This window comes from Streptomyces populi (genome assembly GCF_002911015.1).
Taxonomy (GTDB): Bacteria; Actinomycetota; Actinomycetes; order Streptomycetales; family Streptomycetaceae; genus Streptomyces; species Streptomyces populi.
In genome coordinates, this window is record NZ_KZ626916.1 from 15,970 (window position 1) to 40,461 (window position 24,492).

19 protein-coding genes are annotated in these 24,492 nt (G+C 71.6%); 6 read left to right on the plus strand and 13 right to left on the minus strand.

Translation table 11 applies throughout. From position 1 onward, the window contains the following. Nucleotides 1-117: 117 nt before the first annotated feature. Both CW362_RS30040 and CW362_RS30045 read right to left on the minus strand, forming a co-directional pair. Nucleotides 118-3,120 (minus strand): protein kinase, encoded by a 3,003-nt coding sequence (locus tag CW362_RS30040; protein ID WP_103552756.1) that lies wholly within the window; start codon nt 3,118-3,120, stop codon nt 118-120. Between the two features lie 167 nt (nt 3,121-3,287). After that, a complete protein-coding gene (locus CW362_RS30045; RefSeq protein ID WP_103552757.1) occupies nt 3,288-5,396 on the minus strand; it encodes a serine/threonine-protein kinase in 2,109 nt (702 codons plus the stop codon). Between the two features lie 316 nt (nt 5,397-5,712). Between CW362_RS30045 and CW362_RS30050 the strand changes: the two genes are divergently transcribed. Then, nucleotides 5,713-6,747 carry a serine hydrolase domain-containing protein gene (locus CW362_RS30050; RefSeq protein WP_420856885.1) on the plus strand — a complete coding sequence of 345 codons (1,035 nt, stop codon included), beginning with the start codon at nt 5,713-5,715 and terminating at the stop codon, nt 6,745-6,747. A gap of 70 nt (nt 6,748-6,817) precedes the next feature. Here the strand turns inward: CW362_RS30050 and CW362_RS30055 are convergent, their stop codons facing one another. Further along, entirely contained in the window at nt 6,818-8,524 is a 1,707-nt protein-coding gene (locus CW362_RS30055; RefSeq protein ID WP_103552759.1) for a glycerol-3-phosphate dehydrogenase/oxidase, read from the minus strand. A 271-nt stretch (nt 8,525-8,795) separates the two neighbouring features. Here CW362_RS30055 and CW362_RS30060 point away from each other — a divergent pair, with 271 nt between their 5' ends. After that, nucleotides 8,796-10,004, plus strand: a complete 1,209-nt coding sequence (locus CW362_RS30060; protein WP_103552760.1) for a nucleotide sugar dehydrogenase — start codon at nt 8,796-8,798, stop codon at nt 10,002-10,004. 89 nt (nt 10,005-10,093) lie between these two features. Here the strand turns inward: CW362_RS30060 and CW362_RS30065 are convergent, their stop codons facing one another. The 5 genes from CW362_RS30065 to CW362_RS30085 form a co-directional block, all read right to left on the minus strand. After that, a complete protein-coding gene (locus tag CW362_RS30065) occupies nt 10,094-10,489 on the minus strand; it encodes a hypothetical protein (RefSeq protein ID WP_103552761.1) in 396 nt (131 codons plus the stop codon). 356 nt (nt 10,490-10,845) lie between these two features. Beyond that, nucleotides 10,846-11,970 carry a GuaB3 family IMP dehydrogenase-related protein gene (locus CW362_RS30070; RefSeq protein ID WP_103552762.1) on the minus strand — a complete coding sequence of 375 codons (1,125 nt, stop codon included), beginning with the start codon at nt 11,968-11,970 and terminating at the stop codon, nt 10,846-10,848. Nucleotides 11,971-12,108: 138 nt separating this feature from the next. Then, nucleotides 12,109-13,617: an IMP dehydrogenase gene (guaB, locus tag CW362_RS30075; protein ID WP_103552763.1), complete on the minus strand. Its 1,509-nt coding sequence runs from the start codon at nt 13,615-13,617 to the stop codon at nt 12,109-12,111. A gap of 434 nt (nt 13,618-14,051) precedes the next feature. Beyond that, entirely contained in the window at nt 14,052-14,627 is a 576-nt protein-coding gene (locus CW362_RS30080) for a sigma-70 family RNA polymerase sigma factor (RefSeq protein ID WP_103552764.1), read from the minus strand. 268 nt (nt 14,628-14,895) lie between these two features. Then, nucleotides 14,896-15,507, minus strand: a complete 612-nt coding sequence (locus CW362_RS30085; RefSeq protein ID WP_003948568.1) for a response regulator transcription factor — start codon at nt 15,505-15,507, stop codon at nt 14,896-14,898. A 389-nt stretch (nt 15,508-15,896) separates the two neighbouring features. Between CW362_RS30085 and CW362_RS30090 the strand changes: the two genes are divergently transcribed. Continuing rightward, nucleotides 15,897-16,226: a WhiB family transcriptional regulator gene (locus tag CW362_RS30090; RefSeq protein ID WP_103552765.1), complete on the plus strand. Its 330-nt coding sequence runs from the start codon at nt 15,897-15,899 to the stop codon at nt 16,224-16,226. Between the two features lie 68 nt (nt 16,227-16,294). Here the strand turns inward: CW362_RS30090 and CW362_RS30095 are convergent, their stop codons facing one another. Beyond that, nucleotides 16,295-17,191, minus strand: a complete 897-nt coding sequence (locus CW362_RS30095) for a LysR family transcriptional regulator (RefSeq protein ID WP_103552766.1) — start codon at nt 17,189-17,191, stop codon at nt 16,295-16,297. Nucleotides 17,192-17,270: 79 nt separating this feature from the next. Between CW362_RS30095 and CW362_RS30100 the strand changes: the two genes are divergently transcribed. The 3 genes from CW362_RS30100 to CW362_RS30110 all read left to right on the plus strand — a co-directional run bounded on the left by CW362_RS30100 (nt 17,271) and on the right by CW362_RS30110 (nt 19,921). After that, entirely contained in the window at nt 17,271-17,939 is a 669-nt protein-coding gene (locus tag CW362_RS30100; RefSeq protein ID WP_103552767.1) for an MOSC domain-containing protein, read from the plus strand. A 387-nt stretch (nt 17,940-18,326) separates the two neighbouring features. Continuing rightward, nucleotides 18,327-19,100, plus strand: coding sequence for an SDR family NAD(P)-dependent oxidoreductase (locus CW362_RS30105; RefSeq protein WP_103552768.1), 774 nt, complete (start codon nt 18,327-18,329; stop codon nt 19,098-19,100). A 113-nt stretch (nt 19,101-19,213) separates the two neighbouring features. After that, a complete protein-coding gene (locus CW362_RS30110; protein WP_103552769.1) occupies nt 19,214-19,921 on the plus strand; it encodes an ester cyclase in 708 nt (235 codons plus the stop codon). 394 nt (nt 19,922-20,315) lie between these two features. Here the strand turns inward: CW362_RS30110 and groL are convergent, their stop codons facing one another. The 4 genes from groL to CW362_RS30130 form a co-directional block, all read right to left on the minus strand. Next, entirely contained in the window at nt 20,316-21,941 is a 1,626-nt protein-coding gene (gene groL / locus CW362_RS30115; protein ID WP_103552770.1) for a chaperonin GroEL, read from the minus strand. 154 nt (nt 21,942-22,095) lie between these two features. Beyond that, a complete protein-coding gene (gene groES / locus CW362_RS30120) occupies nt 22,096-22,404 on the minus strand; it encodes a co-chaperone GroES (RefSeq protein ID WP_037626893.1) in 309 nt (102 codons plus the stop codon). Between the two features lie 254 nt (nt 22,405-22,658). After that, the gene (locus CW362_RS30125; RefSeq protein ID WP_206301089.1) at nt 22,659-23,399 is read right to left on the minus strand and encodes a polysaccharide deacetylase family protein; all 741 of its coding nucleotides are present in this window, start codon (nt 23,397-23,399) and stop codon (nt 22,659-22,661) included. A 62-nt stretch (nt 23,400-23,461) separates the two neighbouring features. Beyond that, nucleotides 23,462-24,409 carry a polysaccharide deacetylase family protein gene (locus CW362_RS30130; protein WP_103552772.1) on the minus strand — a complete coding sequence of 316 codons (948 nt, stop codon included), beginning with the start codon at nt 24,407-24,409 and terminating at the stop codon, nt 23,462-23,464. Between the last annotated feature and the right edge of the window lie 83 nt (nt 24,410-24,492).

The following is a 24,492-nucleotide window of genomic DNA, read 5'->3' on the forward strand; positions in this document are numbered from 1 at the left end:
CGGGGTCGTACGGAGACCGCACTGTGACGGTTGTCGCTTCCTTGTACGGGAGGGAACCGTTCGATGTTCAGCAGCTCCCACCTGCCCGAACACGGCGAGTGACGGCAAGACGGTTGCTCAGCGGGTGACTTGGTACGTCGACGACGCCTGCTCGTACAGCCGCGTCACCTCGTCGCGCTCGGCGTCCGGGCCGCGCACCTGCACCACGTGGTAGTGCCCGGCGATCAGGATCGCGAGGTTGCGCACGTAGAGCGAGTGTCCGGCGGAGTCCTGCCAGGTGAACTGGCCCTCGGCCATCGCCTTGCCGCCCACGTCGATCCGCCGCATCCCGCTGGAGGTGGCCCAGGTCGAGTCCCGGAAGGGCTGGAGCTCCTTCTCGCTCTCCCGCTGGTAGGTCATCGGGTCGCCGCCGAACGTGGCGGTGCCGTCCCGGCCGGGTACGACGATGAGCTCGAAGTCGCCCTGGGAGTAGACGACCTGGCCGCTGCCGTTCCTCGGCGAGCGGGTCCAGCCGCTCGCCACCGCGACCTGGAACCCCTCGGGGTCCTTGCGCAGGGTGAACCCCTGGGCGACGCCGGAATCGGCGGTGGCGTGCGAGGAGGCCGAACCGGCCTCCGCCGAGGGGCTCTTGCCGGGATCCGGCGACGTCCGGTCGGAGGTGGGCGCGCTGCTCGCCGTCGGGTCGCCGCCGGACGGCGTGGCGGGGCCGGCCTGTCCGGCGTTGCCGGTCCGCCCCTCGTCGGTGCCGCTCCGGTCCGCCTTGGGCATGAAGACGACCGCGTACGCGACCGCCGCGGCCAGCAGGAGCAGGACCAGCAGGAGCAGGTTCCGGCCCAGCCGACGGGGCGGGGCGTCCCGTCTGGCCCGCTTGTGGCGGGCGTGCGGGCTCGTCGCGGGCAGCCCGGCGCGACGCCTGCGGACGAGTTCGCCCCGGCGCCGCACGATCGGCAGCCTGCTCGGGTCGACGGGCGGCACGGGCACGACGTGCGTCCCGGCCTCGGGCTCCGGCGCGGACCGCACCAGGGACCGCAGCCAGCCGCGCAGCTCCTCGAAGTCGATCCGCTCGGTGGGGTCCTGGCGCAGCAGCGACTCGACGACGGGCCGCAGCGGCCCGCACTCCTCGGCGAAGGCGGGCGGTTCCGCGCACACCAGCTGGACCAGCTCGGCGGTGTTCTCCTCCGGGTACGGGGCGTGCCCCTGTACGGCGCGGAAGAGCAGCGCGCCGAGCGCCCACAGGTCGGTCGCCGGGCCGATCGGTGCCGCCAGCTGCCAGTTCTCGTGCACCGGTCCGGCCTGCTCCGGCGCCCAGCGCTCGGTGACCGGCCCGACCACGGCCATCCGCGCCTGCCGGGCCCGCTCGGCCGCGAGCGCGGTGGCCGGGCCCCGGCGCGGCGGTGCCCCGGCGGCCGGCTCACCCCAACCCCCTCCGGCGCGCCCGGGACCGTGCGGGGCGGGGACGGGACTCTGCGGTGCGCCGGGCGCCCGGGTGTGGCCGGGGGCCGGGAGGACACCGGACGGGCGGGCGTGTCCGGAGTCCGTGAATCCGCCCGGAGGCACGGGCACCTGGGTGCCGCCGGACGCCTGGAACCCGCCGGTGGGCCGGCCGTCGTCCGCGGCCCGGTCGCCGCCGAGGGACCGTCCGGGGGCCGGAACGCCGGGACGGCTGCCGTGCTCCGTGCCGTAAGGGGACGCTCCGGGCACGGTCCCGGAGCGTCCGTACGCCGTGCCGCCCGGCGCGGGCCCGCCGTCCGGGCCCGGGGGGAGGGTGGGGTGCCCTTGGCCGTCGTCCCCGCCGAGGGCTCCGGCGGGCCGCGGCGGGGCTCCGTACCTGCTGGTGCCGCCGACTCCGTACGGGTCGGCTATCTGGCCCGGGGGCGCGCCGTGCGGATGCTGCTGCCCGCCCTGGCCCGGCAGTTGCGGCGGGGTGTGGGCCCGGTCCTGCGCGGAGTACGGGGAGGCGCCGTACCGGCCGTCCTGACCCGCCCGCTCGTCGGGCGCCGAGGGCCGGGGCGACGGAAGGGCGAGCGGGTCTCCCCGCCGCTCCCCCTGCACGCGGGCGGCGGCACGCGCTCCGGCGCGGTAGGCGGCGATGGCTCCGGCGCGCGCGGCGCGGATCTCGTCCCCGGCGTCCTCCGCGCGCCCGCCCGTCCCCGGCCCGCCGTCCGGACCGGGCGCTCCCGCCGGGCGGCCCGGACCCGCCGCACCGCCCGCTTCGAGCGCACGCGGTCCCCCACCCACCGCGGGTGCCCCGGGGACCGGCGTTCCCTGCCCCGCGCGGGCCTCGATCGCCGCCCGCCGGGCCGCTTCCGCGTCGGCTCCGCTCGTGGCCGCCACGGCGACACCGCGCGCGGCGCCGCCGGAACCAGGGCCGCCGGCGGGAGCCCGGCCGCCCGCGGCGCCCTGCCCGCCTCCGGCGCCCGGCGGAGCGCCCGCCCCGGCAGGACCGCCGTCACCGGGCTGTCCGGCGCGGGGGCCGAAGCCGTGACCGGTCGTGAAGTCGTCCTCGGGCGCCGGCACCGGGTCGTACCCGCACAGCGCCTCTTCGGCGGCCCCGGCCGCCAGTCCGGTGAGCAGGACGCGGCCGTCGTCGCAGACGAGCACCGTGCGCGCGGTGATGTTCCGGTGCACCCAGCCGTGCGCGTGCAGGACCCGCAGCGCGGTCAGGACGTCGGCGGCGACCTCCGCGGCGCGGTACGGGGTGAGCGGTTTCTCCGCGAGCAGTGCGGCCAGCGGCCTCGCGGGCACCGACTCGCTGACGATCCACAGCGACCCGCCCTCGGCGAACACGTCGAAGACCTGGTCGAGCCGGGGATGGTCGGGAATCCGCGCGGCGGCCTGCGCCGCGTCGATCGCGCGCAGCACCGCCGGTTCGACCGTCCGCCGGGTGGTGCGGGCCGACGCCCGCCGCACCCCGCCGTCCCGGGCCACGAACCCGTCGGGCAGTCCGTCCGCGTCGAGCACCTCGGCCTCGACGACCTCGGGCAACGGCACCTGGCGCACCAGGACTTCCTGCCCGCTGTAGGTGTCGAAGGCCCGGCTCTCGGCGAGTTCGTACTCGTCGGACGGCGGCAGGGGCAGGCGGTAGCGGTCGGCGAGTACCCGTCCCGCGTAGTCGTCCACGATGCTCCCCCAGCCGACCGGTTGGTCAATTCCGTTCGCCGTGCGTTCCGTTGTGGCTTCGTTCGGTCCGCAACCACTCACGATACGTGCCCGAGGCAACCCGCAGAGCGGGGATGCGAGATCTCGGGCATCGTTCGTCGCGGAACGTCACCTCGGCGAGCGGTACGTCACGGCTTCGGCTGGAACGTCTTGGTCAGCGTGGCCCACGTGCTCTTGCGCAGCGCGCTGTCCCACGCGGAGTCCTTGGCCGTGTACATCAGCGCGTAGCCCTGATGCGCGTTCACCACGAAACCACGGTCGATCGAGTGGAACTTCGTGCCGCCGTCCACGTAGGTGAACTCCCAGTCGGCCGTGTTCCAGCCGCGGTAGCTCACGCTCTCTATGTGGATCTTCTTGTACTGGGGGCGCACCATGCCGCGCTCCTGGTTGTTCCAGTCCGCGACCGGGTCGTCCTTGGGCGTCGACGTCCAGCCGACGAGGAGCTTCTGCCCGTCGGGGCCGGTGAACCGGGCTCCCGCGGCGTCCTGGGACTGGTACTTCCACCCCTTCGGCAGCCCGATCGAGAAGCCCTGGCTGCTCTTGTACGTCTTCACGGCCGTGGAACCCGAGTCCGAGCCCGACTCCTTGCCGTCCCCGCCCGAACCGTCGGACGCGCTCGCGTCCGTGTCCGTGTCCGACGAGGCGTCCGTGGAGTCGTCCGAACCGGAGTCGGAGCCCGACTTGCTGCCGCTGTCGGTGTGGGCGGAGTCGCTCCCGCTCTTGCCGCCGTCCTTGGTGTCGCCGCCGCTCTTGCCGCTGCCGGAGGTCGCTCCGGTGGAGGCGGTCGCCTTGGTGCCGCCGCTGCCGCCCTCGGCGCCGTTGTCGTCCCCGCCGCCGATGGTGATGGCCAGCACGGTGCCGACCACGGCCAGCGCCACGACGACCGCGAGGATCACCAGCGTCCGCAGCGGCACGACATCCGTCAGCGAGGCCTTCGGCGCCGGGCGTGCCGGGCGCTCGGGGGCCACCGGCCACCCGGACCCCGAGCCGCCGCGCTTGCCGCCCGCGCCTCCGGCGCCGGTGGCCGAGCCGGAGTTCCCGGGCTTGCCGTCGGGACCGCCCGCCTGTCCCGGGACGGACGCGTTCGCGGCGGTGGCCGGCCCGGAGGTGCCGCCGGCCCGGCCCGCGTCCGCGGCGGACCCCGGACCCGTCTGCGGGGAGGCCGTCTCGGCGGCCCCCTCGGCCCGGGAGGAGTTCGAGCCGCCGGCCGCCTTGGCACGGGACGCCGCCGCCGAGGTGGCGGCCCCGGCCACGGTCGCGGCCTTGCGCACCGAACGCAGGGCTCCGCGCAGCCGCTCCGAGGGCTCCTCGCCCTTCGGCAGCGGCGGCATGGCCACGACCTTCGTCGCGTCCTGCGGCTCCGGCGCGCTCCGCTCGGACTCCGTCTTGCGCAGCACCTCGTTGAGCATCGCCCGTGCGCCCGCGTCGTCGAGCCGCTGCTCGGGGTCCTTGACGAGCAGGCCGTAGATCACGTTCTCCAGCGGGCCCGCGTTCTTGGGCTGTTCGACCGGCTCGGTCATCACCGCGGTGAGCGTCGCGATCGCGGAGCCCTTGTCGTACGGCGGCACGCCTTCCACCGACGCGTACAGCAGACCGCCCAGCGACCACAGGTCGGCGGCGGGGCCGGGCTTGTGGCCGCGCGCCCGCTCCGGCGAGATGTAGGAGGGCGCGCCGACGAGCATGCCGGTCGAGGTGATGGACGGGTCGCCCTCCACCTGGGCGATGCCGAAGTCGGTGAGCACGACCCGGCCGTCGTCGCCGGAGATCAGCACGTTCGACGGCTTCACGTCACGGTGCAGGATGCCCTCGCGGTGCGCCGCCTGTAGCACGTCGAGGATGGCCAGGCCCACCTCGGCTGCGCGCCTCGGCGTGAGCACTCCGTCCTCGCGGATGGCCTCGGCGAGGGACTTGCCCTCGATGAGCTCCATCACGATCCACGGACGGTTGTCCTCGTCGACCACGTCGAAGACCGTCACGGCGCCGTTGTTGCGGATCCGCGCGATGGCCTTGGCCTCCCGCAGCGTGCGCGTGATCAGCCGGCGCTTCTCCTCCTCGTCGATGGCCGACGGGAACCGCAGCTCCTTCACGGCGACCGTACGGCCCAGGGTCTCGTCCTCGGCGCGCCACACCGTGCCCATGCCGCCGCGGCCGAGAACATCCCCCAGCCGGTACCGCCCGGCGAGGAGACGTTCGCTCTTGTCCTGACGGGATGCTCCCGCCCGCTCCGCCTCCGACATGCGTCCCCTCATGCAACCCGCCCTGACAGAGCCTCCATTGTCCCTCACCCGACAAGTGCCCAGTGCCCTGGGGGCCCCTGGAACCGCAACAACTCGGCCGGCGGGACGTCCGGAACCCGTCGGCGGACCGCCCGCGACCGCACCCCGCACGCGTCGGCCACCCCGCGACCAGGCCCCGGCAGGCTCGCCGCACCCGGTCCGAGGTCCGGCCTCCGCCATGGTCCCGGGCACAGAAACATGTCTCATGATGGGCCGCGACAAGGAAGGACCCGCGATGCCACGGCCCCGGACACCTCGGGCACTTCTGGCCATACCCATGCTCCTGACGCTGCTCGCCATGGTCCAGGGCGGCCTGCCGGGGCAGGTCCCGGTGGCCGCGCGGACACCCGTCGCCCGGGCCTCGAAGGCCGCGCTCACCCGCCTCGTGACCCGTGGCGGCGCCCCCGCCGCCGCCCTGCTGGCCGACGACGGGTCCGGATCACATTTCGCGAGCACCGGAATCGGAATGGCTCGTTCCGACCATTTCCGCGCCGGGAGCATCACCAAGTCGTTCATCGCGACGGTCGTCCTGCAACTCGCCGCCGAACACCGGCTGTCCCTGTCCGACTCCGTCGACGCTCATCTGCCCGGCCTGGTGCGCGGCGCGGGCAACGACGGCCGCCGCATCACGCTGCGCTCCCTGCTCCACCACACCAGCGGTCTCTACGACTTCACCCGGACGACCCGGGGCACCGTCCCCGTGACCCCTCCTCAGGCCCTGCGCATCGCACTCACCCATCCCCCCGTCGCCCGTGGCCGCTACGCCTACTCGAACACCAATTACGTAGTGCTCGGCATGATCGTCGAACAGGTCACCGGCCACTCGTACGCCACCGAGGCCGAGCGGCGCATCATCACCCCCCTCGGTCTGACCGGCACTTCGTTCCCGGGCAACCGCACGTCGCTGCCCGCACCGCACGGCCGCGCGTACGCCGCCGACGGCTCCGACGTCACCGAGCTCGACCCGCGCGTGGCCGGCGCAGCGGGTGAGCTGGTGAGCACGCTGGCCGATCTGAACCGCTTCTACGCGGTCCTGCTCGGCGGCGGACTGCTGCCCTCGCACCGGTTGCGCGAGATGCTCGACACCCGCGCCGCACACGGCTCGTACGGCATGGGGCTGTACCCGGTGAAGCTGCCGTGCGGGACCACGGTGTGGGGACACAACGGCCGCATCTCCGGCAGCTACGTGCGCAGCGCAGCCACCGTCGACGGCCGTCATGTCCTCACCTTCCGGGTGAACACGGACGGGATCACGGACCCGGCGCTCGAACCCGCCCTGCTCGCCGCCGAATTCTGTCCCCGCACCCCGTAGAACGGCCGGGCCCCGGGCCAGGATCCCGGCTCACCACACCCGTTCGGGTGATACGGGCGGGGAGCGGCGGTCAGAACTGCACGATGTCCGGCGCCCCCAGCCGGGCCGCGTCCGCCGTCAGGTCGTCCGGCTGGCGCTGGGACTCCCGCTCGGCCTCGACCCGCTTCTCGTAGTGCTCCACCTCGCGCTCGATCTGGTCCTTGTCCCAGCCGAGGACCGGCGCCACCAGTTCGGCGGCCTCGCGGGCACTGCGGGTGCCCCGGTCGAAGGTCTCGATGGAGATCCGGGTGCGCCGGGTCAGGATGTCGTCCAGGTGCCGGGCGCCCTCGTGCGAGGCGGCGTAGACGATCTCGGCGCGGAGGTAGTCCTCGGCGGCCGGCAGGGGCCGGCCGAGGGAGGGGTCCGCCGCGATGAGGTCGAGGAGCTCCTCGGCGAGCGCCCCGTACCGGTTCAGCAGGTGCTCCACCCGTGCCACGTGGATGCCGGTGCGCGCCGCGATCCGCGCCCGCGCGTTCCACAGCGCGCGGTACCCCTCGGCGCCCAGCAGCGGGACGTCCTCGGTGACGCATTCGGCGACGCGCTGGTCCAGGCCGTGCACCGCCTCGTCCACCGCGTCCTTGGCCATCACCCGGTAGGTCGTGTACTTGCCGCCGGCCACGACCACGAGGCCGGGCACCGGATGCGCCACGGTGTGCTCGCGCGACAGCTTGCTGGTGGCGTCCGACTCCCCGGCCAGCAGCGGGCGCAGCCCCGCGTACACCCCCTCGACGTCGTCGCGGGAGAGCGGTACGGAGAGCACCGAGTTCACGTGCTCCAGGAGGTAGTCGATGTCCGCGCTGGACGCCGCCGGGTGGGCCTTGTCGAGGTCCCAGTCGGTGTCGGTGGTGCCGATGATCCAGTGGCGGCCCCACGGGATCACGAACAGCACGGACTTCTCGGTGCGCAGGATCAGCCCCGTCGAGGAGTTGATCCGGTCCTTCGGCACGACCAGGTGGATGCCCTTGGACGCGCGGACGTGGAACTGGCCCCGCTCCCCGACCATGGCCTGGGTGTCGTCGGTCCACACGCCCGTGGCGTTGACGATCTGCCGGGCGCGGACCGCGTACTCGGCGCCGCCCTCGACGTCGCGCACCTTGGCCCCGACCACCCGCTCGCCCTCGCGCAAGAACCCGGTGACCCGGGCGCGGTTGGCGACCTTCGCCCCGTACGAGGCGGCCGTGCGCACCAGGGTCGCCACGTAACGGGCGTCGTCCATCTGGGCGTCGTAGTACTGAAGGGCGCCGATCAGCGCGTCCTTCTTCAAGGCCGGTGCCACGCGCAGGGCGTGGCGGCGGCTCAGATGGCGGTGGGTGGGCAGGCCCCGGCCGTGGCCGCGGGCCATCGACATGGCGTCGTACAGCGCGACACCGGATCCCGCGTACAGCCGCTCCCAGCCCTTGCGCTGGAGGGGGTAGAGGAACGGGACGGGCTTCACCAGGTGCGGCGCGAGCCGCTCCAGGAGCAGGCCGCGTTCCTTCAGCGCCTCGCGGACGAGCGCGAAGTCGAGCATCTCCAGATAGCGCAGGCCGCCGTGGATCAGCTTGCTGGATCTGCTCGACGTGCCCGACGCCCAGTCACGCGCCTCGACCAGGCCGGTGGACAGACCTCGCGTCACGGCGTCCAGCGCGGTGCCCGCGCCGACCACTCCCGCGCCCACGACCAGCACGTCCAGCTCACGCTCGGCCATTCCCGCCAGTGACTCGGCACGCTCGGCCGGCCCCAGTGTCGCTGTCCTCACCGCTGCCTCCCGCTGTAGGTCGCTCCGGCCGCACCTGTCCGGCGGCGCCCGGCTCGCATCCTCCTGCCCCAAAGTCTGACCGTCTCTCCTCTCATCGGCCACTGTCCGTCCGCAGCCTGTGGACAACTCTCGGCGACGCGCGAGGAATCTTGATCAATCAATCCCATAAATCGGTCATATTTACTCCTAGTCTGACATTGCTCTCGCCCATCCTGTCCACAGGGCTTGCGCATCTGTCCCGCATCGGTTACTGGGAAGGACGGCCCACTCCATGCCCGCAGACCTCGCCGTCATCGGACTCGGTCACCTCGGCCTGCCCCTGGCCCAGGCCGCCGTCGCCGCCGGCATCTCCACCCTCGGCTACAGAACAGGACCTGAGGGCGGCTCCCTCAGCCCCGCGGAACTGCGCCGGATGCTCTCGAGGGGCTTCCGGCCCGCCACGAACCCGGCCGAGCTGGGCCGCGTACGCACCGCCGTCATCTGCGCGCCGACCCCACGGGGCGCGGACGGCGCCCTGGACCTCGGCCAGGTGGAGTCGGCGGCCCGCATCCTGGCCGCCCGGCTGCGCCCGCACACCACGGTGATCCTGGAGTCGCCCGTGCACCCCGGCACCACCGAGGGCTTCCTGCGCCCGCTCCTCGAAAGCGGTTCCGGACTGCGCGCGGGGCGCGATTTCCACCTCGCCTACTCGCCCAGCCGGGTCGACCCCGGCAACCGCGACTTCACCCCCGCCGGAACACCGAAGGTCATCGGCGGCCTCACCCCCGCGTGCACCGAGTCGGCCGCCGCCTTCTACGGACGGCTCACCGACAAGGTCGTACGCGCGCGCGGCCCCCGCGAGGCGGAGACCGTGCAGGTCCTGGAGACCAATTTCCGGCACGTCAACATCGCGCTCGTCAACGAGATGTCCGTGCTCTGCCACGATCTGGGCGTCGACCTGTGGGACGTCATCCGCTGCGCGGAGACCAAGCCGTTCGGGTTCCAGGCGTTCCGGCCCGGCCCGGGAGTCGGCGGGCACGGGATCGCCCAGGACCTCGGCGGCCCCTCCGGGCGTCCCCTGCGGATGGTCGAACTCGCCCGGCAGGTCAACGACCACATGCCCCGGTACGTCATCCAGCGCGCCGCCGCGCTGCTCAACGAGCACGGGAAGTCCGCCCGTGCCGCACGGGTGCTCCTCCTCGGCGTCACCTACAAGGCGGACATCGCCGACCAGCAGGGCGCCCCCGCCCACGAGATCGCCGTACGGCTCATGGAACTCGGCGCCTCCGTCAGCTATCACGACCCGTACGTGCCCGCCTGGAGCGTCCTCGGCCGGCCCGTGCCGCGCGCGGACTCCCTCTACGAGGCCGCGGCCGAGGCCGACCTGACGATCCTGCTCCAGCAGCACCGCACCTACGACCTGCAAGGGCTGTCCGTGAAGGCCCAGCTCCTCCTGGACACCCGGGGAGCGACACCGACGGGGGCGGCACACCGGCTCTGAGCCTTCTTCGCGAGGCACCCCGCACATGACCCACAAGACCGAAACGGTCCACCGGTTGAACCGGTGAACCGTTTCGTCGGGCAAGTGAACTACCTGGCCGAGTGCTCGTAGCGGTAGCCGACCGCCTTGAGGGCGGTTCCCTTGCCCACGCTCCGGCCAGTGATCTTGCTGTACACGTTGAAGGAGTACTTCTTGTAGAGCGGGTACGCGTTCAAGGTCCCGAACTTGCCCCTGGGGACGTTCCAGCTGCCCGCCATGCTCTTCGTGCGCGATTTCGTGACGTCGAAGCCGACGGCCCCGGACACGGCGCCGGCGGCCACCGTGATCGTCGCGCTCTCCGAGTTGCTCACGGTTTCTATGGCCGTCAGCGTGAGCGTCATCGGGCCCCGTCCCTGCACCACGGCAATGGAGTGCTTGCCCCGCACCAGCCCGTGGTACTTGACGTGGTCGATGCCGCAGAAGGCCGGGTTGAAGTCCAGCCTCACGCTCCGGCACGGCGTCCGCGAGGCGGCACTGGCCTCACCGCTCATACCCAGGCTGCCGGCGAGCACGGCAAGGGCGGCGACTGCGGCTCGCGCGCCTCGGGACATGGAAAGGCCGGTTGATCGCAACGGAGTTCCCCTCGTTCTGCTGTCGGTCGAACAGCAGAACGAGACTATCGATGTCGGGAACACGCCATACAACCCAATCGAGTTATCTGATCAACATTTGAGCCTTGTCGACGCGAGATCCCAGATCCGACGAGACTCGGACATCAGGAACCGAACTCACGAGGAGGGCCCCACCGAGACGGTGGGGCCCTCCTCACGTACGGATGTGGGTGCCGGTGAAGCCGCGGGGGCTACCTCTTGTGCTGGGAGTCCGCGACCGTCACCTCGACGCGCTGGAACTCCTTGAGCTCGCTGTAGCCGGTGGTGGCCATGGCGCGGCGGAGGGCGCCGAAGATGTTCATCGAGCCGTCCGGGATGTGCGACGGGCCGGTGAGGATCTCCTCGAGGGTGCCGACGGTGCCGAGGTCGACCTTCTTGCCGCGCGGCAGCTCCTCGTTCACCGCCTCCATGCCCCAGTGGTGGCCGCGGCCGGGCGCGTCGGTGGCGCGCGCGAGCGGGGAGCCCATCATCACGGAGTCGGCGCCGCAGGCGATGGCCTTGGGGAGGTCGCCGGACCAGCCCACGCCGCCGTCGGCGATGACGTGCACGTACCGGCCGCCGGACTCGTCCATGTAGTCACGGCGGGCCGCGGCGACGTCCGCGACGGCGGTGGCCATCGGGACCTGGATGCCCAGCACGTTGCGCGTGGTGTGCGCGGCGCCGCCGCCGAAGCCGACCAGGACACCGGCCGCGCCGGTGCGCATCAGGTGCAGGGCCGCGGTGTAGGTGGCGCAGCCGCCGACGATCACCGGGACGTCGAGCTCGTAGATGAACTGCTTCAGGTTCAGCGGTTCGGCGGCACCGGAGACGTGCTCGGCCGACACCGTCGTACCGCGGATGACGAAGATGTCCACGCCCGCGTCGACGACGGCCTTGGAGAACTGCGCCGTGCGCTGCGGGGAGAGGGCGGCGGCGGTGACGACCCCGGAGTCGCGCACCTCCTTGATGCGCTGCCCGATCAGCTCCTCCTTGATGGGAGCCGCGTAGATCTCCTGGAGGCGGCGGGTCGCGGTCTCCGCGTCCAGTCCGACGATCTCGTCGAGCAGCGGCTGCGGGTCGTCGTACCGCGTCCAGAGGCCTTCCAGGTTCAGGACGCCCAGGCCGCCCAGCTCACCGATGCGGATCGCGGTGGCCGGGGAGACGACCGAGTCCATGGGGGCGGCCAGGAAGGGCAGCTCGAAGCGGTACGCGTCGATCTGCCAGGCGATCGAGACCTCCTTCGGGTCCCGCGTACGGCGGCTCGGGACGACGGCGATGTCGTCGAAGGCGTACGCCCGGCGGCCGCGCTTGCCGCGCCCGATCTCGATCTCAGTCACGTTGTGGCCTTTCCCTCTTCGCTTCTGCGTCTCCCAGTATCCCCGACGCCCACGACGAGGGCGGCCCCGGAACCTCCGGGACCGCCCTCGTGGCGGGCTTCCACGCGTGCGTGCAAGCCCGTTCAGGTGTACGGGTGACTACTTCAGGCGGCTGTAGTTCGGCGCCTCGACCGTCATCTGGATGTCGTGCGGGTGGCTCTCCTTGAGGCCCGCCGAGGTGATGCGCACGAACCGGCCGTTCTCCTGGAGCTCGGGCACGGTGCGGCCGCCGACGTAGAACATCGACTGGCGCAGACCGCCGACCAGCTGGTGGACGACCGCGGCGAGCGGGCCGCGGTAGGGCACCTGGCCCTCGATGCCCTCGGGGACGAGCTTCTCGTCGGAGGCGACGCCCTCCTGGAAGTAGCGGTCCTTGGAGAAGGAGCGCTGCTCTCCGCGGGACTGCATGGCGCCCAGGGAGCCCATGCCGCGGTACGACTTGAACTGCTTGCCGTTGATGAAGAGCAGCTCGCCCGGGGACTCCTCGCAGCCCGCGAGCAGCGAGCCGAGCATCACCGTGTCGGCGCCCGCGACCAGGGCCTTGGCGATGTCTCCGGAGTACTGGAGGCCACCGTCGCCGATGACCGGCACACCGGCCGCCTTGGCGGCGAGCGACGCCTCGTAGATGGCGGTGACCTGCGGGACGCCGATGCCGGCGACGACGCGGGTGGTGCAGATGGAGCCGGGGCCTACGCCGACCTTGATGCCGTCGACGCCCGCGTCGATCAGCGCCTGCGCGCCGTCACGGGTGGCGATGTTGCCGCCGATGACGTCGACGCCCGAGGAGTTCGACTTGATCTTGGCGACCATGTCGCCGACCAGCCGGGAGTGGCCGTGCGCGGTGTCGACGACGATGAAGTCGACGCCCGCCTCGATCAGCGCCTGGGCCCGCTCGAAGGCGTCACCCGCGACACCGACGGCCGCGCCGACCAGCAGGCGGCCCTCGGCGTCCTTGGCGGCGTTCGGGTACTTCTCGGCCTTGACGAAGTCCTTGACCGTGATGAGGCCCTTGAGGACGCCCGCGTCGTCGACCAGCGGAAGCTTCTCGATCTTGTGACGGCGCAGGAGCTGCATCGCGTCGTGGCCGGAGATGCCGACCTTGCCCGTGACCAGCGGCATCGGCGTCATGACGTCGCGCACCTGCTGCGAGCGGTCGGTCTCGAAGGCCATGTCGCGGTTGGTGACGATGCCGAGCAGCTTGCCGCCGCCGTCGGTGACCGGCACACCGGAGATGCGGAACTTGGCGCAGATCGCGTCGGCCTCGACGAGCGTGGCGTCCGGGCGCACGGTGATCGGGTCGGTGACCATGCCGGACTCGGAGCGCTTCACCAGGTCGACCTGGTTGGCCTGGTCCTCGATGGACAGGTTGCGGTGCAGAACGCCGACGCCGCCCTGACGGGCCATCGCGATCGCCATGCGCGATTCGGTGACCTTGTCCATGGCGGCGGAGAGCAGCGGGATGTTGACCCGGACGTTCTTCGAGATGTACGAGGCGGTGTCGATCTGGTCGGGCGCCATGTCCGACGCGCCCGGCAGCAGCAGCACGTCGTCGTAGGTCAGCCCGAGTGTCGCGAATTTGGCGGGCACTCCGTCGACGTTGGCAGTCATGACACCTTCCCCAAATGGCCTTGATCGGTGCGGATGTCCATGCTAACGGGAAGCATGGCTCTCTCATTCCACGGTTGAGGGTGGGCTTCGGCTTCGTATGTTCGTACGGGATGACGGTCGTTCCCGTTCAGACCCACGCCCGGAGGAAGGTCCGGAGCCCGGCCGGACCGCCCTGACGGGCCTTCGCCGACGGGCACCCGCCGCCATGACAAGGGGCGGCACCCCCTCACCACGGACCGGTCCGGCACCGTCGGGGCCCGCCACCTTTTGCCCGCAATTTGCGGAAGAGAAGGACTCCGGCGCCCCGGCATCCGACAGGACAGCCTTTGCCAGGTGTGACCGAAACCACCGGAACGTGTCATTCCATCCAGGGTGCGACCGGCTCGGCACGACCGGACCGCCCCGGTCACGTCACCGCGACCGGACCCGGACTCCTACTGTTCCGCCAGCGCCCGCAGCCGGCTGAGCGCCCGGTGCTGGGCCACCCGGACGGCACCCGGCGACATTCCCAGCATCTGGCCCGTCTCCTCGGCCGTGAGGCCCACCGCGATCCGCAGCAGGAGCAGCTCGCGCTGGTTCTCCGGCAGGTTGGCCATGAGCTTCTTGGCCCATTCGGCATCGCTGCTGAGCAGCGCCCGCTCCTCGGGGCCGAGGGAGTCGTCGGGCCGCTCCGGCATCTCGTCGGACGGGACGACCGTGGACCCCGGGTGACGCATGGCGGCACGCTGGAGGTCGGCGACCTTGTGCGCGGCGATCGCGAAGACAAACGCCTCGAAGGGGCGCCCGGTGTCCTTGTAGCGCGGCAGCGCGAGGAGCACCGCGACACAGACCTCCTGCGCGAGGTCCTCCACGAAGTGCCGCGCGTCCCCCGGAAGCCGGGACAGACGGGCACGGCAGTAACGCAGCGCGAGCGGATGTACGTGGGCGAGCAGGTCGTGCGTGGCCTGTTCGTCACCGTCGACCGCGCGAAGGACGAGCGCACCGATCGCCGTCGTCTCGTCTTCACGCATCGGTCCATGGTGCCTTGGCGTCGTCCTGTCCGTGGCACCGCGTCCATAGTTGTGCACCGAAGCGTTATGAGCAGGTGCGCCGGAACTCATCTCCTGCGCCCTCCCCTTCCGCTCGACCGACTTGTCCCCAAGGAACTCCACACCTCAAGGATGCGGCATCCGCCGGGAAACGGGGATCGGACACCGAAGCGGCTCTCCCCGAGGGCCCGGCCCCGCCCGCCGTCCGGCGGGCGGGTGCTCCTACCGTCATACCCGCGAGGCGGCCCACCTAGCGGACCAGGCCCCACCGGAATCCGAGCGCGACCGCGTGCGCCCGGTCCGAGGCACCGAGCTTCTTGAAGAGCCGCCGGGCATGGGTCTTGACCGTGTCCTCGGAGAGGAACAGCTCACGGCCGATCTCCGCGTTCGAGCGCCCGTGGCTCATTCCCTCGAGGACCTGGATCTCACGCGCGGTGAGCGTGGGCGCGGCGCCCATCTCGGCCGAACGCAGTCTGCGCGGGGCGAGCCGCCAGGTCGGGTCGGCGAGCGCCTGGGTCACGGTGGCGCGCAGTTCCGCCCGCGAGGCGTCCTTGTGCAGATAGCCGCGGGCGCCGGCGGCGACGGCGAGCGCCACCCCGTCCAGGTCCTCGGCGACGGTGAGCATGATGATGCGCGCACCGGGGTCGGCGGACAGCAGCCGCCTGACCGTCTCCACGCCGCCCAGTCCGGGCATACGTACGTCCATCAGAATCAAATCCGAACGGTCGGCCCCCCAGCGGCGGAGGACTTCCTCGCCGTTGGCCGCCGTCGTCACGCGCTCGACACCGGGCACGGTCGCGACCGCGCGGCGGAGCGCCTCTCGGGCAAGCGGGGAGTCGTCGCAGACGAGGACGGATGTCATGACCGTCCTCCGCAGCTGATGCGCGTCACCTTGAGCCTCCAGGCTGTTACGAATCGTCACCTGTGCGGTCGACACTCGCAGGCGGATATGACCGCCTACCCGAGCGCTTGTTCCTTCAACCGCCTCAGCCATCTCAACGATGGTCACTCGAAAGAGTTACGGGGCAGTCGGCCGTCATCGGCACTGTACGTGAGGGCACGGACACGGTGCAGACATGCGCGCCGACCCTCAACTTTTCATCACAACCCGTGCCCCATTTAGCCTGTTTTCTTCCCATTCGCCGGTGTCTGAGGCTAGATTCGCAATGAGTCATATTTTCATCTCCTTAGATCGTAGATGTACGGTCGGTGGGCACAGAGCAGCCCAGAACGGCAACAAGGGGACACGCAATGGCAGATTTCTCCCGCCTTCCCGGTCCGAACGCGGACCTCTGGGACTGGCAGCTCCTCGCGGCCTGCCGAGGGGTCGACAGCTCGCTCTTCTTCCACCCGGAGGGCGAGCGTGGTGCGGCACGGAGCGCTCGTGAGAACTCGGCCAAAGAGGTCTGCATGAGATGCCCGGTCCGCGCGGAGTGCGCGGCACACGCGCTGGCGGTGCGCGAACCGTACGGCGTGTGGGGCGGACTGACCGAGGACGAGCGCGAAGAGCTCATGGGACGGGCACGCAACCGACTGGTCTCGGCGGCGGCCCCTGGAAACACTTCCGCCTCGAACAGCTGAAGGAACGTTTCTGTTCTGAAAGTACGTACTGATTCACCCGACTGCCCGGCCCCCTCGCGGGCAGGGCGCTAGCGGGCCGCCGCCCGTGCCAGCCGGTCCAGCGTCGCGGCCACCGCCGGCACCCCGGCGAGATCCGGGAGGGTGAGGGCGACGATCTCGCGGCGCACCGCGGGTTCCACCGTCACGGTCCGCGCCCCCTTCGGACGTACGGACTCGATCGCCAGCTCCGGCAGGACGGCGACGCCGAGTCCCGCGCCCACGAGCCCGATCACCGCCGGATAGTCGTCGGTGGCGAAGTCGATGCGGGGCTCGAAACCGGCACCGCGGCAGACCTCGACGAGCTGGCCCCGGCAGCGCGGACAGCCCGCGATCCACGACTCGCCCGCGAACTCGCCGATCGCGACGGACTCCGCGCGCGCGAGCGGATGCCCCTCGGGCACCAGGCCGACCAGACGGTCCGTCAGCAGGGGCCGTACGACGAGGTCGTCCCACTCCTCGACACCCGGAGCGCTCTCGTAGCGGAAGGCGAGCGCGATGTCGCAGTCGCCGTCCCGGAGCTTCTCGACGGACTCGGGCGGCTCGGCCTCCTCCAGGGAGACGCGCGTGCCGGGGTGGGCCGCGCGCAGCGAGGCCAGGGCCATGGGCACGAGGGTGGAGCTGCCGCTGGGGAAGGAGACCAGGCGGACGCGGCCCGCGCGCAGACCGGCGATCGCGGCGACCTCCTCCTCCGCGGCGGTGAGGCCGGACAGGATGCTCGCCGCGTGCTTGACCAGGGCCTCGCCCGCCTGTGTCAGACGCATCTCGCGCCCCGTCCTGACCAGCAGCGGGGTGCCCACGGACGACTCCAGGGCCTTCATCTGCTGGCTCACGGCGGGCTGGGTGCAGCCCAGTTCGCGTCCCGCCGCCGAGAAGGACCCGGTGGTGGCGACGGCGCGCAGGACGCGGAGATGACGAGCCTCGATCACCTTCCGAGCATAAGCGTGTCTTGGGTTCGGCGCCCGATATCGCGTCGACGCTTTGGCCCGTATCGCCTAGCTTGATGCCATGAGGCTTCTGTCACTGAACCTGGGCCGGGCACAGGCCGTCGAGTACACGGACCAGCCGGAGGGCCTGACCGGCATCGACAAGCGGCCGGTCGACGGGCCGGTCCGCGTGACGGCGCCGGGCCCCAAGGGGACCGGGGGGAGCGGGCTCGCCGGGGACGCGGTCTGCGACCTGCGGCATCACGGCGGTGACGACCAGGCGGTGTACGCGGTCGCGCGCGAGGACCTCGACGACTGGGAGCGCGAGCTCGGCCGGGCGCTGCCGAACGGCGTGTTCGGCGAGAACCTCACGACGCTGGGGCTCGACGTGTCCGGCGCGCTGATCGGTGAACGCTGGCGGGTGGGTTCCGACCTCGTCCTGGAGGTCACCTGCGGACGCATCCCGTGCCGCACCTTCCAGGAGCACCTCGGCGAGAAGCGCTGGGTGAAGCGGTTCACGCACCAGGGTGCGCCGGGCGCGTACCTGCGGGTGATCGAGCCCGGCGAGATCCGCGCCGGGGACCCGGTCGAGATCGTGCACCGGCCCGGCCACGACGTCACCGTCGCCCTCGCCTTCCGTGCCTCGACGACCGAACGCAAACTGCTGCCGCGGCTGTTGGCGGCGGGCGGGGCACTGCACCCGGAGGCGCTGGCGGAGGCACGGGAGTACGTGGCGAAGTACGGCACATAGGGGCGGCCCGAGCGCCGCGTCCGGGAACCTCCGCGGTGGTCGGAGGTGCGCCCGTGGAGTGCCCGTGCCCATGACGCCTCCGGGGAGTACGTGCCCTCGGGGCGGAGGCGAAGGGCGTGCGGAGCACGGCCGGGGGGCCGGGCGCCCTGGCGAAGAGGCGTGCAGCACGGCCGGGCGCCCCGGCGAGGAGGCGTGACGCACGGCCGGACGGCAGGGCGCGAGACACCTGGAACACGGCCGGACGGCGAGGCACGAGAGCACCTGGAGCACAGCGGAAGAGAGGGGCGCGCCGGGCGGTGGAGCGCGCCGGTTCCGGGGTGCGAGGGTGTGCGGAGCGAGGTCGGGCGCCGGGCGGCGGGGGATCCTGCCGGTCACTACCCTTGCGCCATGACAACGGCTCTGATTACGGGATCGACCGCGGGGATCGGTGCCGCCTTCGCACGGCGGCTGGCGGCGGACGGGCACGACCTCGTGCTGGTGGCGCGGGACACGAAGCGGCTGCGGGAGCAGGCGACCGAGCTGCACGACCGGCACGGCGTCGAGGCGGAGGTGCTCACGGCGGACCTGGCGACGGACGAGGGCATCGAGGCGGTCGCCGCCCGTCTGTCCGACCGCAAGAACCCGGTCGACCTGCTGGTCAACAACGCCGGCTTCGGCAACAAGGGCCGCTATCTGGACGTGTCGATGGCGGACGAGCTGAAGATGCTCAAGGTGCACTGCGAGGCGGTGCTCCGGCTGACGTCGGCGGCGACCGAGGCGATGCGGGAGCGGGGCCGGGGCGGTGTCGTCAACGTGGCCTCGGTGGCCGCGTTCGTGCCGCGGGGTACGTACGGGGCCTCGAAGGCGTGGGTCGTGCAGTTCACGCAGGGCGCGGCGAAGGACCTCGCGGGCAGCGGGGTGCGGCTGATGGCGCTGGCTCCCGGCTTCGTGCGCACCGAGTTCCACGAGCGGGCCGGCATGGGTACGGACAACATCCCGAACTGGATGTGGCTGGACGCCGACAAGCTGGTCGCGTCGGCGCTCGCCGACCTGGCGCGCGGGAAGACCCTGTCCATCCCGGATCCGCGCTACAAGGCGCTGATGGGCGTGGTGAAGGTGACGCCGAACGCGCTGCTGGGCGGGATCTCGTCGAGGACCGGGCGGAAGTACGGGCCGCAGTGAACCGGGCCTTCCCCCGGAGCGGGCGCTCGCGATGATCGTGCGGTGGGTGGTGCCGGTCCTCCGGTGGGAGGATTGAAGGGGATTCGACCGGACCAGGGGCCGGAGGCGACGCCATGACTTTCGTACAGCTGATCGACTGCAAGACGAGTCGGTTCGACGAGATGAACCAGCTGATGGACACATGGGTCGAGAAGACCCAGGGGCGACGGACCGCGACGCACAGCGTCATCGGCAAGGACCGCTCCGACGCCAACCACTTCGTGGAGATCGTGGAGTTCCCGTCGTACGAGGAGGCGATGAAGAACTCGAACATGCCGGAGACCGAGAAGATCTTCCAGGAGATGGTGGCGCTCTGCGACGAGATGCCGACGTTCACGGATCTGGAAGTGGTGCGCGACGACCAGCTCAACGCGGAGAACGTCCGCAGGCTCTTCGCGGCGATGGGCGCCCCGGGTGAGCTGGCGCCGCTCGACGGACTCATGGCGGAGAGCTATCACGACCACGATCCCGCCAACGAGCAGGACACCATCGGACGCGACGCGATCCGGCGCGAGATGGAGATGTGGCGCGGCGGCTTCGACTTCACGTTCACCATCGACGACCAGATCACCGAGGGCGACCGCGTCTGCACGCGGTGGACCTGGAACGGTACGCACACGGGCGACTTCAGGGGTATCCCGGCGTCCGGGAAGCAGATCTCCATGACCGGCACGACCATCTTCCGGTGCGGGGAGGACGGAAAGATCGTCGAGGGCTGGTGGGAGTACGACCGGCTGGGCCTGATGGCGGATCTCGGCGCGCTGGACGCGATGGGCGGCTGAGCCATCGGCTTCCGTGGACCCGCGAGGGGCGGAGCCTCCGGTCCCGGACACCGGGACCGGAGGCTTTTCCAGGCGTCCGGCTCGCGTCCGTGACCATGGCGACCGCAACGCGCCTCACCCCGGCACCGCGAGCGGGTGATTCGGGTACGGGCACGAGAGGGGCGGCCGGTCGCCTCGCGCGTTCACCTGCCACCGGGCTCTCGGCATCACCGCCGGCCTGACCACCGGAAGCAACGTGTGCCCGGCCGGGCCGCCGAGCCGTGCGTCGGCCGACAGGTCGGGCACGCCCGCCGGACAGCACTTCGCCCCGCCGTGGGAACGGCGGGGCGAAGCTACGCGGGCCGGTTCGGTGCCGGGTCCCCGGACGGGGACCCGGCACCGGCTCCGGTGTGCGTCAGTGGGAGTGGCCGTGACCGCCGTGGCCGGCGTCGGCCTCTTCCTCGGCCGGCTTCTCGACGACCAGGGTCTCGGTCGTGAGGAGCAGGGAGGCGATGGAGGCGGCGTTCTCCAGGGCGGAGCGGGTGACCTTCACCGGGTCGATGACGCCGGCCTTGACCAGGTCGCCGTACTCGCCGGTGGCGGCGTTGAAGCCCTGGCCCTTGTCGAGGTCGGCGACCTTGGAGGTGATGACGTAGCCCTCCAGGCCGGCGTTCTCGGCGATCCAGCGCAGCGGCTCGACGGCGGCGCGGCGGACGACCGCGACACCCGTGGCCTCGTCGCCGGTCTTGTCGAGGTTGCCCTCGAGGACCTTGACGGCGTGGACGAGCGCGGAGCCACCACCGGAGACGATGCCCTCCTCGACCGCGGCGCGGGTCGCGGAGATGGCGTCCTCCAGACGGTGCTTCTTCTCCTTCAGCTCCACCTCGGTGGCGGCGCCGACCTTGATCACGCACACGCCGCCGGCCAGCTTCGCGAGGCGCTCCTGGAGCTTCTCGCGGTCCCAGTCGGAGTCCGTGTTCTCGATCTCGGCCTTGATCTGGTTGACGCGGCCGACGACCTCGTCCGCGCTGCCGGCACCGTCGACGATGGTGGTGTCGTCCTTGGTGATGGTCACGCGGCGGGCGCTGCCGAGCACGTCCAGGCCGACCTGGTCGAGCTTGAGGCCGACCTCCTCGGCGATGACCTGACCACCGGTGAGGGTGGCGATGTCGCCGAGCATGGCCTTGCGGCGGTCACCGAAGCCGGGGGCCTTCACGGCGACGGCGTTGAACGTGCCGCGGATCTTGTTCACGACCAGGGTCGACAGGGCCTCGCCCTCGACGTCCTCGGCGATGATCAGCAGCGGCTTGGAGGCGTTCGACTGGATGACCTTCTCCAGCAGCGGCAGCAGGTCCTGGATGGAGCTGATCTTGCCCTGGTGGATGAGGATGTACGGGTCGTCGAGGACGGCCTCCATACGCTCCTGGTCGGACACCATGTACGGGGACAGGTAGCCCTTGTCGAAGGCCATGCCCTCGGTGAAGTCGAGCTCCAGGCCGAAGGTGTTGGACTCCTCGACGGTGATGACACCGTCCTTGCCGACCTTGTCCATCGCCTCGGCGATGAGCTCGCCGACCTGCGGGTCCTGGGCGGACAGACCGGCGACGGCGGCGATGTCGGACTTCTCGTCGATCGGGCGCGCGGTGGCGAGGAGCTCGTCGGAGACCGCCTTGACGGCCGCGTCGATGCCCTTCTTCAGCAGCGCCGGGGAGGCACCCGCGGCGACGTTGCGCAGGCCCTCGCGCACGAGCGCCTGGGCGAGCACGGTGGCGGTGGTCGTACCGTCACCCGCGATGTCGTTGGTCTTGGTCGCCACCTCCTTCACCAGCTGGGCACCGAGGTTCTCGAACGGGTCCTCGACCTCGACCTCACGGGCGATGGTCACACCGTCGTTGGTGATGGTGGGAGCGCCGAACTTCTTGTCGATGACGACGTTGCGGCCCTTGGGGCCGATCGTCACCTTCACCGTGTCGGCAAGCTTGTTGACGCCGCGCTCAAGGGCGCGACGGGCGTCCTCGTCGAACTTCAGGATCTTCGCCATGGGAGCGGTTCAGCCCTCTCGGAAAATGATGGAGAAACGAACTGCGCCCCCGGCGCCCGGCTGTTGATGGTCGCGGGGGCCAGGGGCGCAGTTCACTGCAATGCTTGGTGCGGGGTCGTCCGGGGGAAGGCCCCGAACTCCCTTACCAGGTGAATTACTTCTCGATGATCGCGAGCACGTCGCGAGCCGAGAGGACGAGGTACTCCTCGCCGTTGTACTTCACCTCGGTGCCGCCGTACTTGCTGTAGAGAACGATGTCGCCGACGGCGACGTCGAGCTCGACACGCTTGCCGTCCTCGATGCGGCCCGGACCAACGGCCAGGACGACGCCCTCCTGGGGCTTCTCCTTCGCCGTGTCGGGAATGACCAGGCCGGAGGCCGTGGTCTGCTCGGCGTCGAGCGGCTGGACCACGATGCGGTCCTCGAGCGGCTTGATGGCAACCTTGGAGCTGGCGGTCGTCACGATCCGACCTCCCCCTTCGGAGATCTCACGGGGTTAACTGTCTGAGGTGGCGACCAGGTCGATCCGTCGTCGCGGGTGCCGGACCTGCCCGTCGCTGTTGGCACTCTCCAGGGGGGAGTGCCAGACCTGAGACTATGACTGCGATTAGCACTCGGTCAAGCGGAGTGCCAAAGGCGTCCGGCGTGGCGTGGGCCGGAAGGCCCGGAACCGCACCGAACGGGCGCATCCAGAAGACCGTTCCCCGCCCGGCGTCCCTAGAGGTAGTCCTCCAGCCGCGCCACGGTGAAGCCCTCGCGCTGGATCCTCCGGAGCAGCCGGAGCGTCGCCTCCGTCGGACCGGGTCCGCCCGGGCCGGAGAGGACGTCACCCGGACGGAGCCGGTGCGCGTCGGCCGCCCTGCCGAGGACGAGCGCGGCGACTCCGCAGTCGGCGGCGGCGCGCAGGGTGGTCTCGTCGTACCTGCCGTACGGGGGCCGCAGCAGCCGGGGCCGGACGCCGAAGCGCCGGGCGAGCTTGTCCTGTTGTCCGCAGATCTCGGCGCGCTGGCCGGCGTAGGGCAGACCGCGCAGGACGGCGTGGTCGAGGGTGTGGTTCTGGACGCTCGCGCCGACCGCGCGCAGCCGGGCGAGGTGCCCGTACCCGGGACCGGCGACCCGGTCCGTGAGGAACACGCTGACCGGCAGGCGCAGTTCACGGACCATGTCGGCGAACCGCGGATCGCGCTCCGCCCCGTCGTCGTACGTCAGGAAGACCACCTTGTCGCGGGTGCGCACCTGGTCGACGACGGGCGGCAGTTCCGTGTCGGCGGTGCGCGCGCCGGCCCGGGCGGGGGCTTCCGGCGCCGACGCGAGCGGGCTGGCGAGACCCCAGCGGCGGTACGCCGACTCCGTCGGGTGCACCCGCTGGGCCGCCTTCTTGCCGAGGCGTTCGATGGGGTCGACGGACTGCGCGCAGCCGCTGAGCAGGACCGCCACGAGCAGCCCGGCGGCCGGCACCCTCGCCCTCGCCCTCGCCCGCGCCCGCGCCCTCGCCCGCGCGGAGAACCCTCCGGGCGCCCTCACAGGTAGTCCTCCAGGCGTGCGACCGCGTACCCCTCGGCGGTGACCGTCCTCAGGAAGCGGCGGACCACGTCGGGCATGGTTCCCTTCCACTGGCCGCGGCCCTGGAAGTGGGTGAGGACGATGTCGCCGGGGTGCAGCTCCCGGTCCTCCTCGCGGTACTCCCAGTGGTCGGGGAAGACCTCCTCGTTCCAGAGGGGCGCGTACCTGATGCCGCAGGACTTGGCGGCGCGCAGGGTGTCCTGGTCGTAGTTGCCGTACGGCGGGCGGAAGACGGCCGGACGTCTGCCGAACTGCTTCTCCATCACGTCCTGCATGCCGCAGATCTCGCGCTTCTGCCGCGCGTAGGACAGCGCGGGCAGGTAGGGGTGGTGCAGCGTGTGGTTGTCGAGGGTGACGCCGCGGTCGCGCATCCTCCGGAAGTACCCGTAGTCGTCCTCGACGAGGAAGTCACTGAGGAAGGCGGTGTACGGGATCTTCAGGTCGCTCATCATCCGCAGGAACGCGGGGTCCTTCTCGGCGCCGTCGTCGACGGTGAGGAAGACGACCTTGTCCTCGGTGGGGACGGTCGTGAAGACCGGCGGCAGCCCCAGTTCCTTCTGGCCGTCGACCTCGAACCCCTCGCGGGCCTGGACGACCGGCTTCCTGGCGGGCGGCGCCGGGGGCGTCAGCGGCACCTCGGCCAGTCCCCAGTGCCGTGCGACGGCGGCGCGCCGGGCCTGCGCCAGACGGAGCCGGGAGGCGTACGCGGCGAGGGCGCGGGCGGGGGCCGCCTGCGGTCCGGCCCGCAGGACGGGGGCCGCTCCGGTGCCGTCGGCTCCGGGGGCGGGGGCCGCGCCGGTCCCGGCGCAGCCGGAGGCGAGGAGGACGAGGGCGAGCACGCCGACCCCCCGACGCACACCAGCCCCGTTTGCGCCGGTTTTATCATTTTGTCGTACGGGTCGCATGGAGCCGGATCCTCCCAGCTCACCGGCCTCGCGAGGGCCCCGACACCGCAGCCGGAAGCACACCGTCCACCGACTGGCCCACA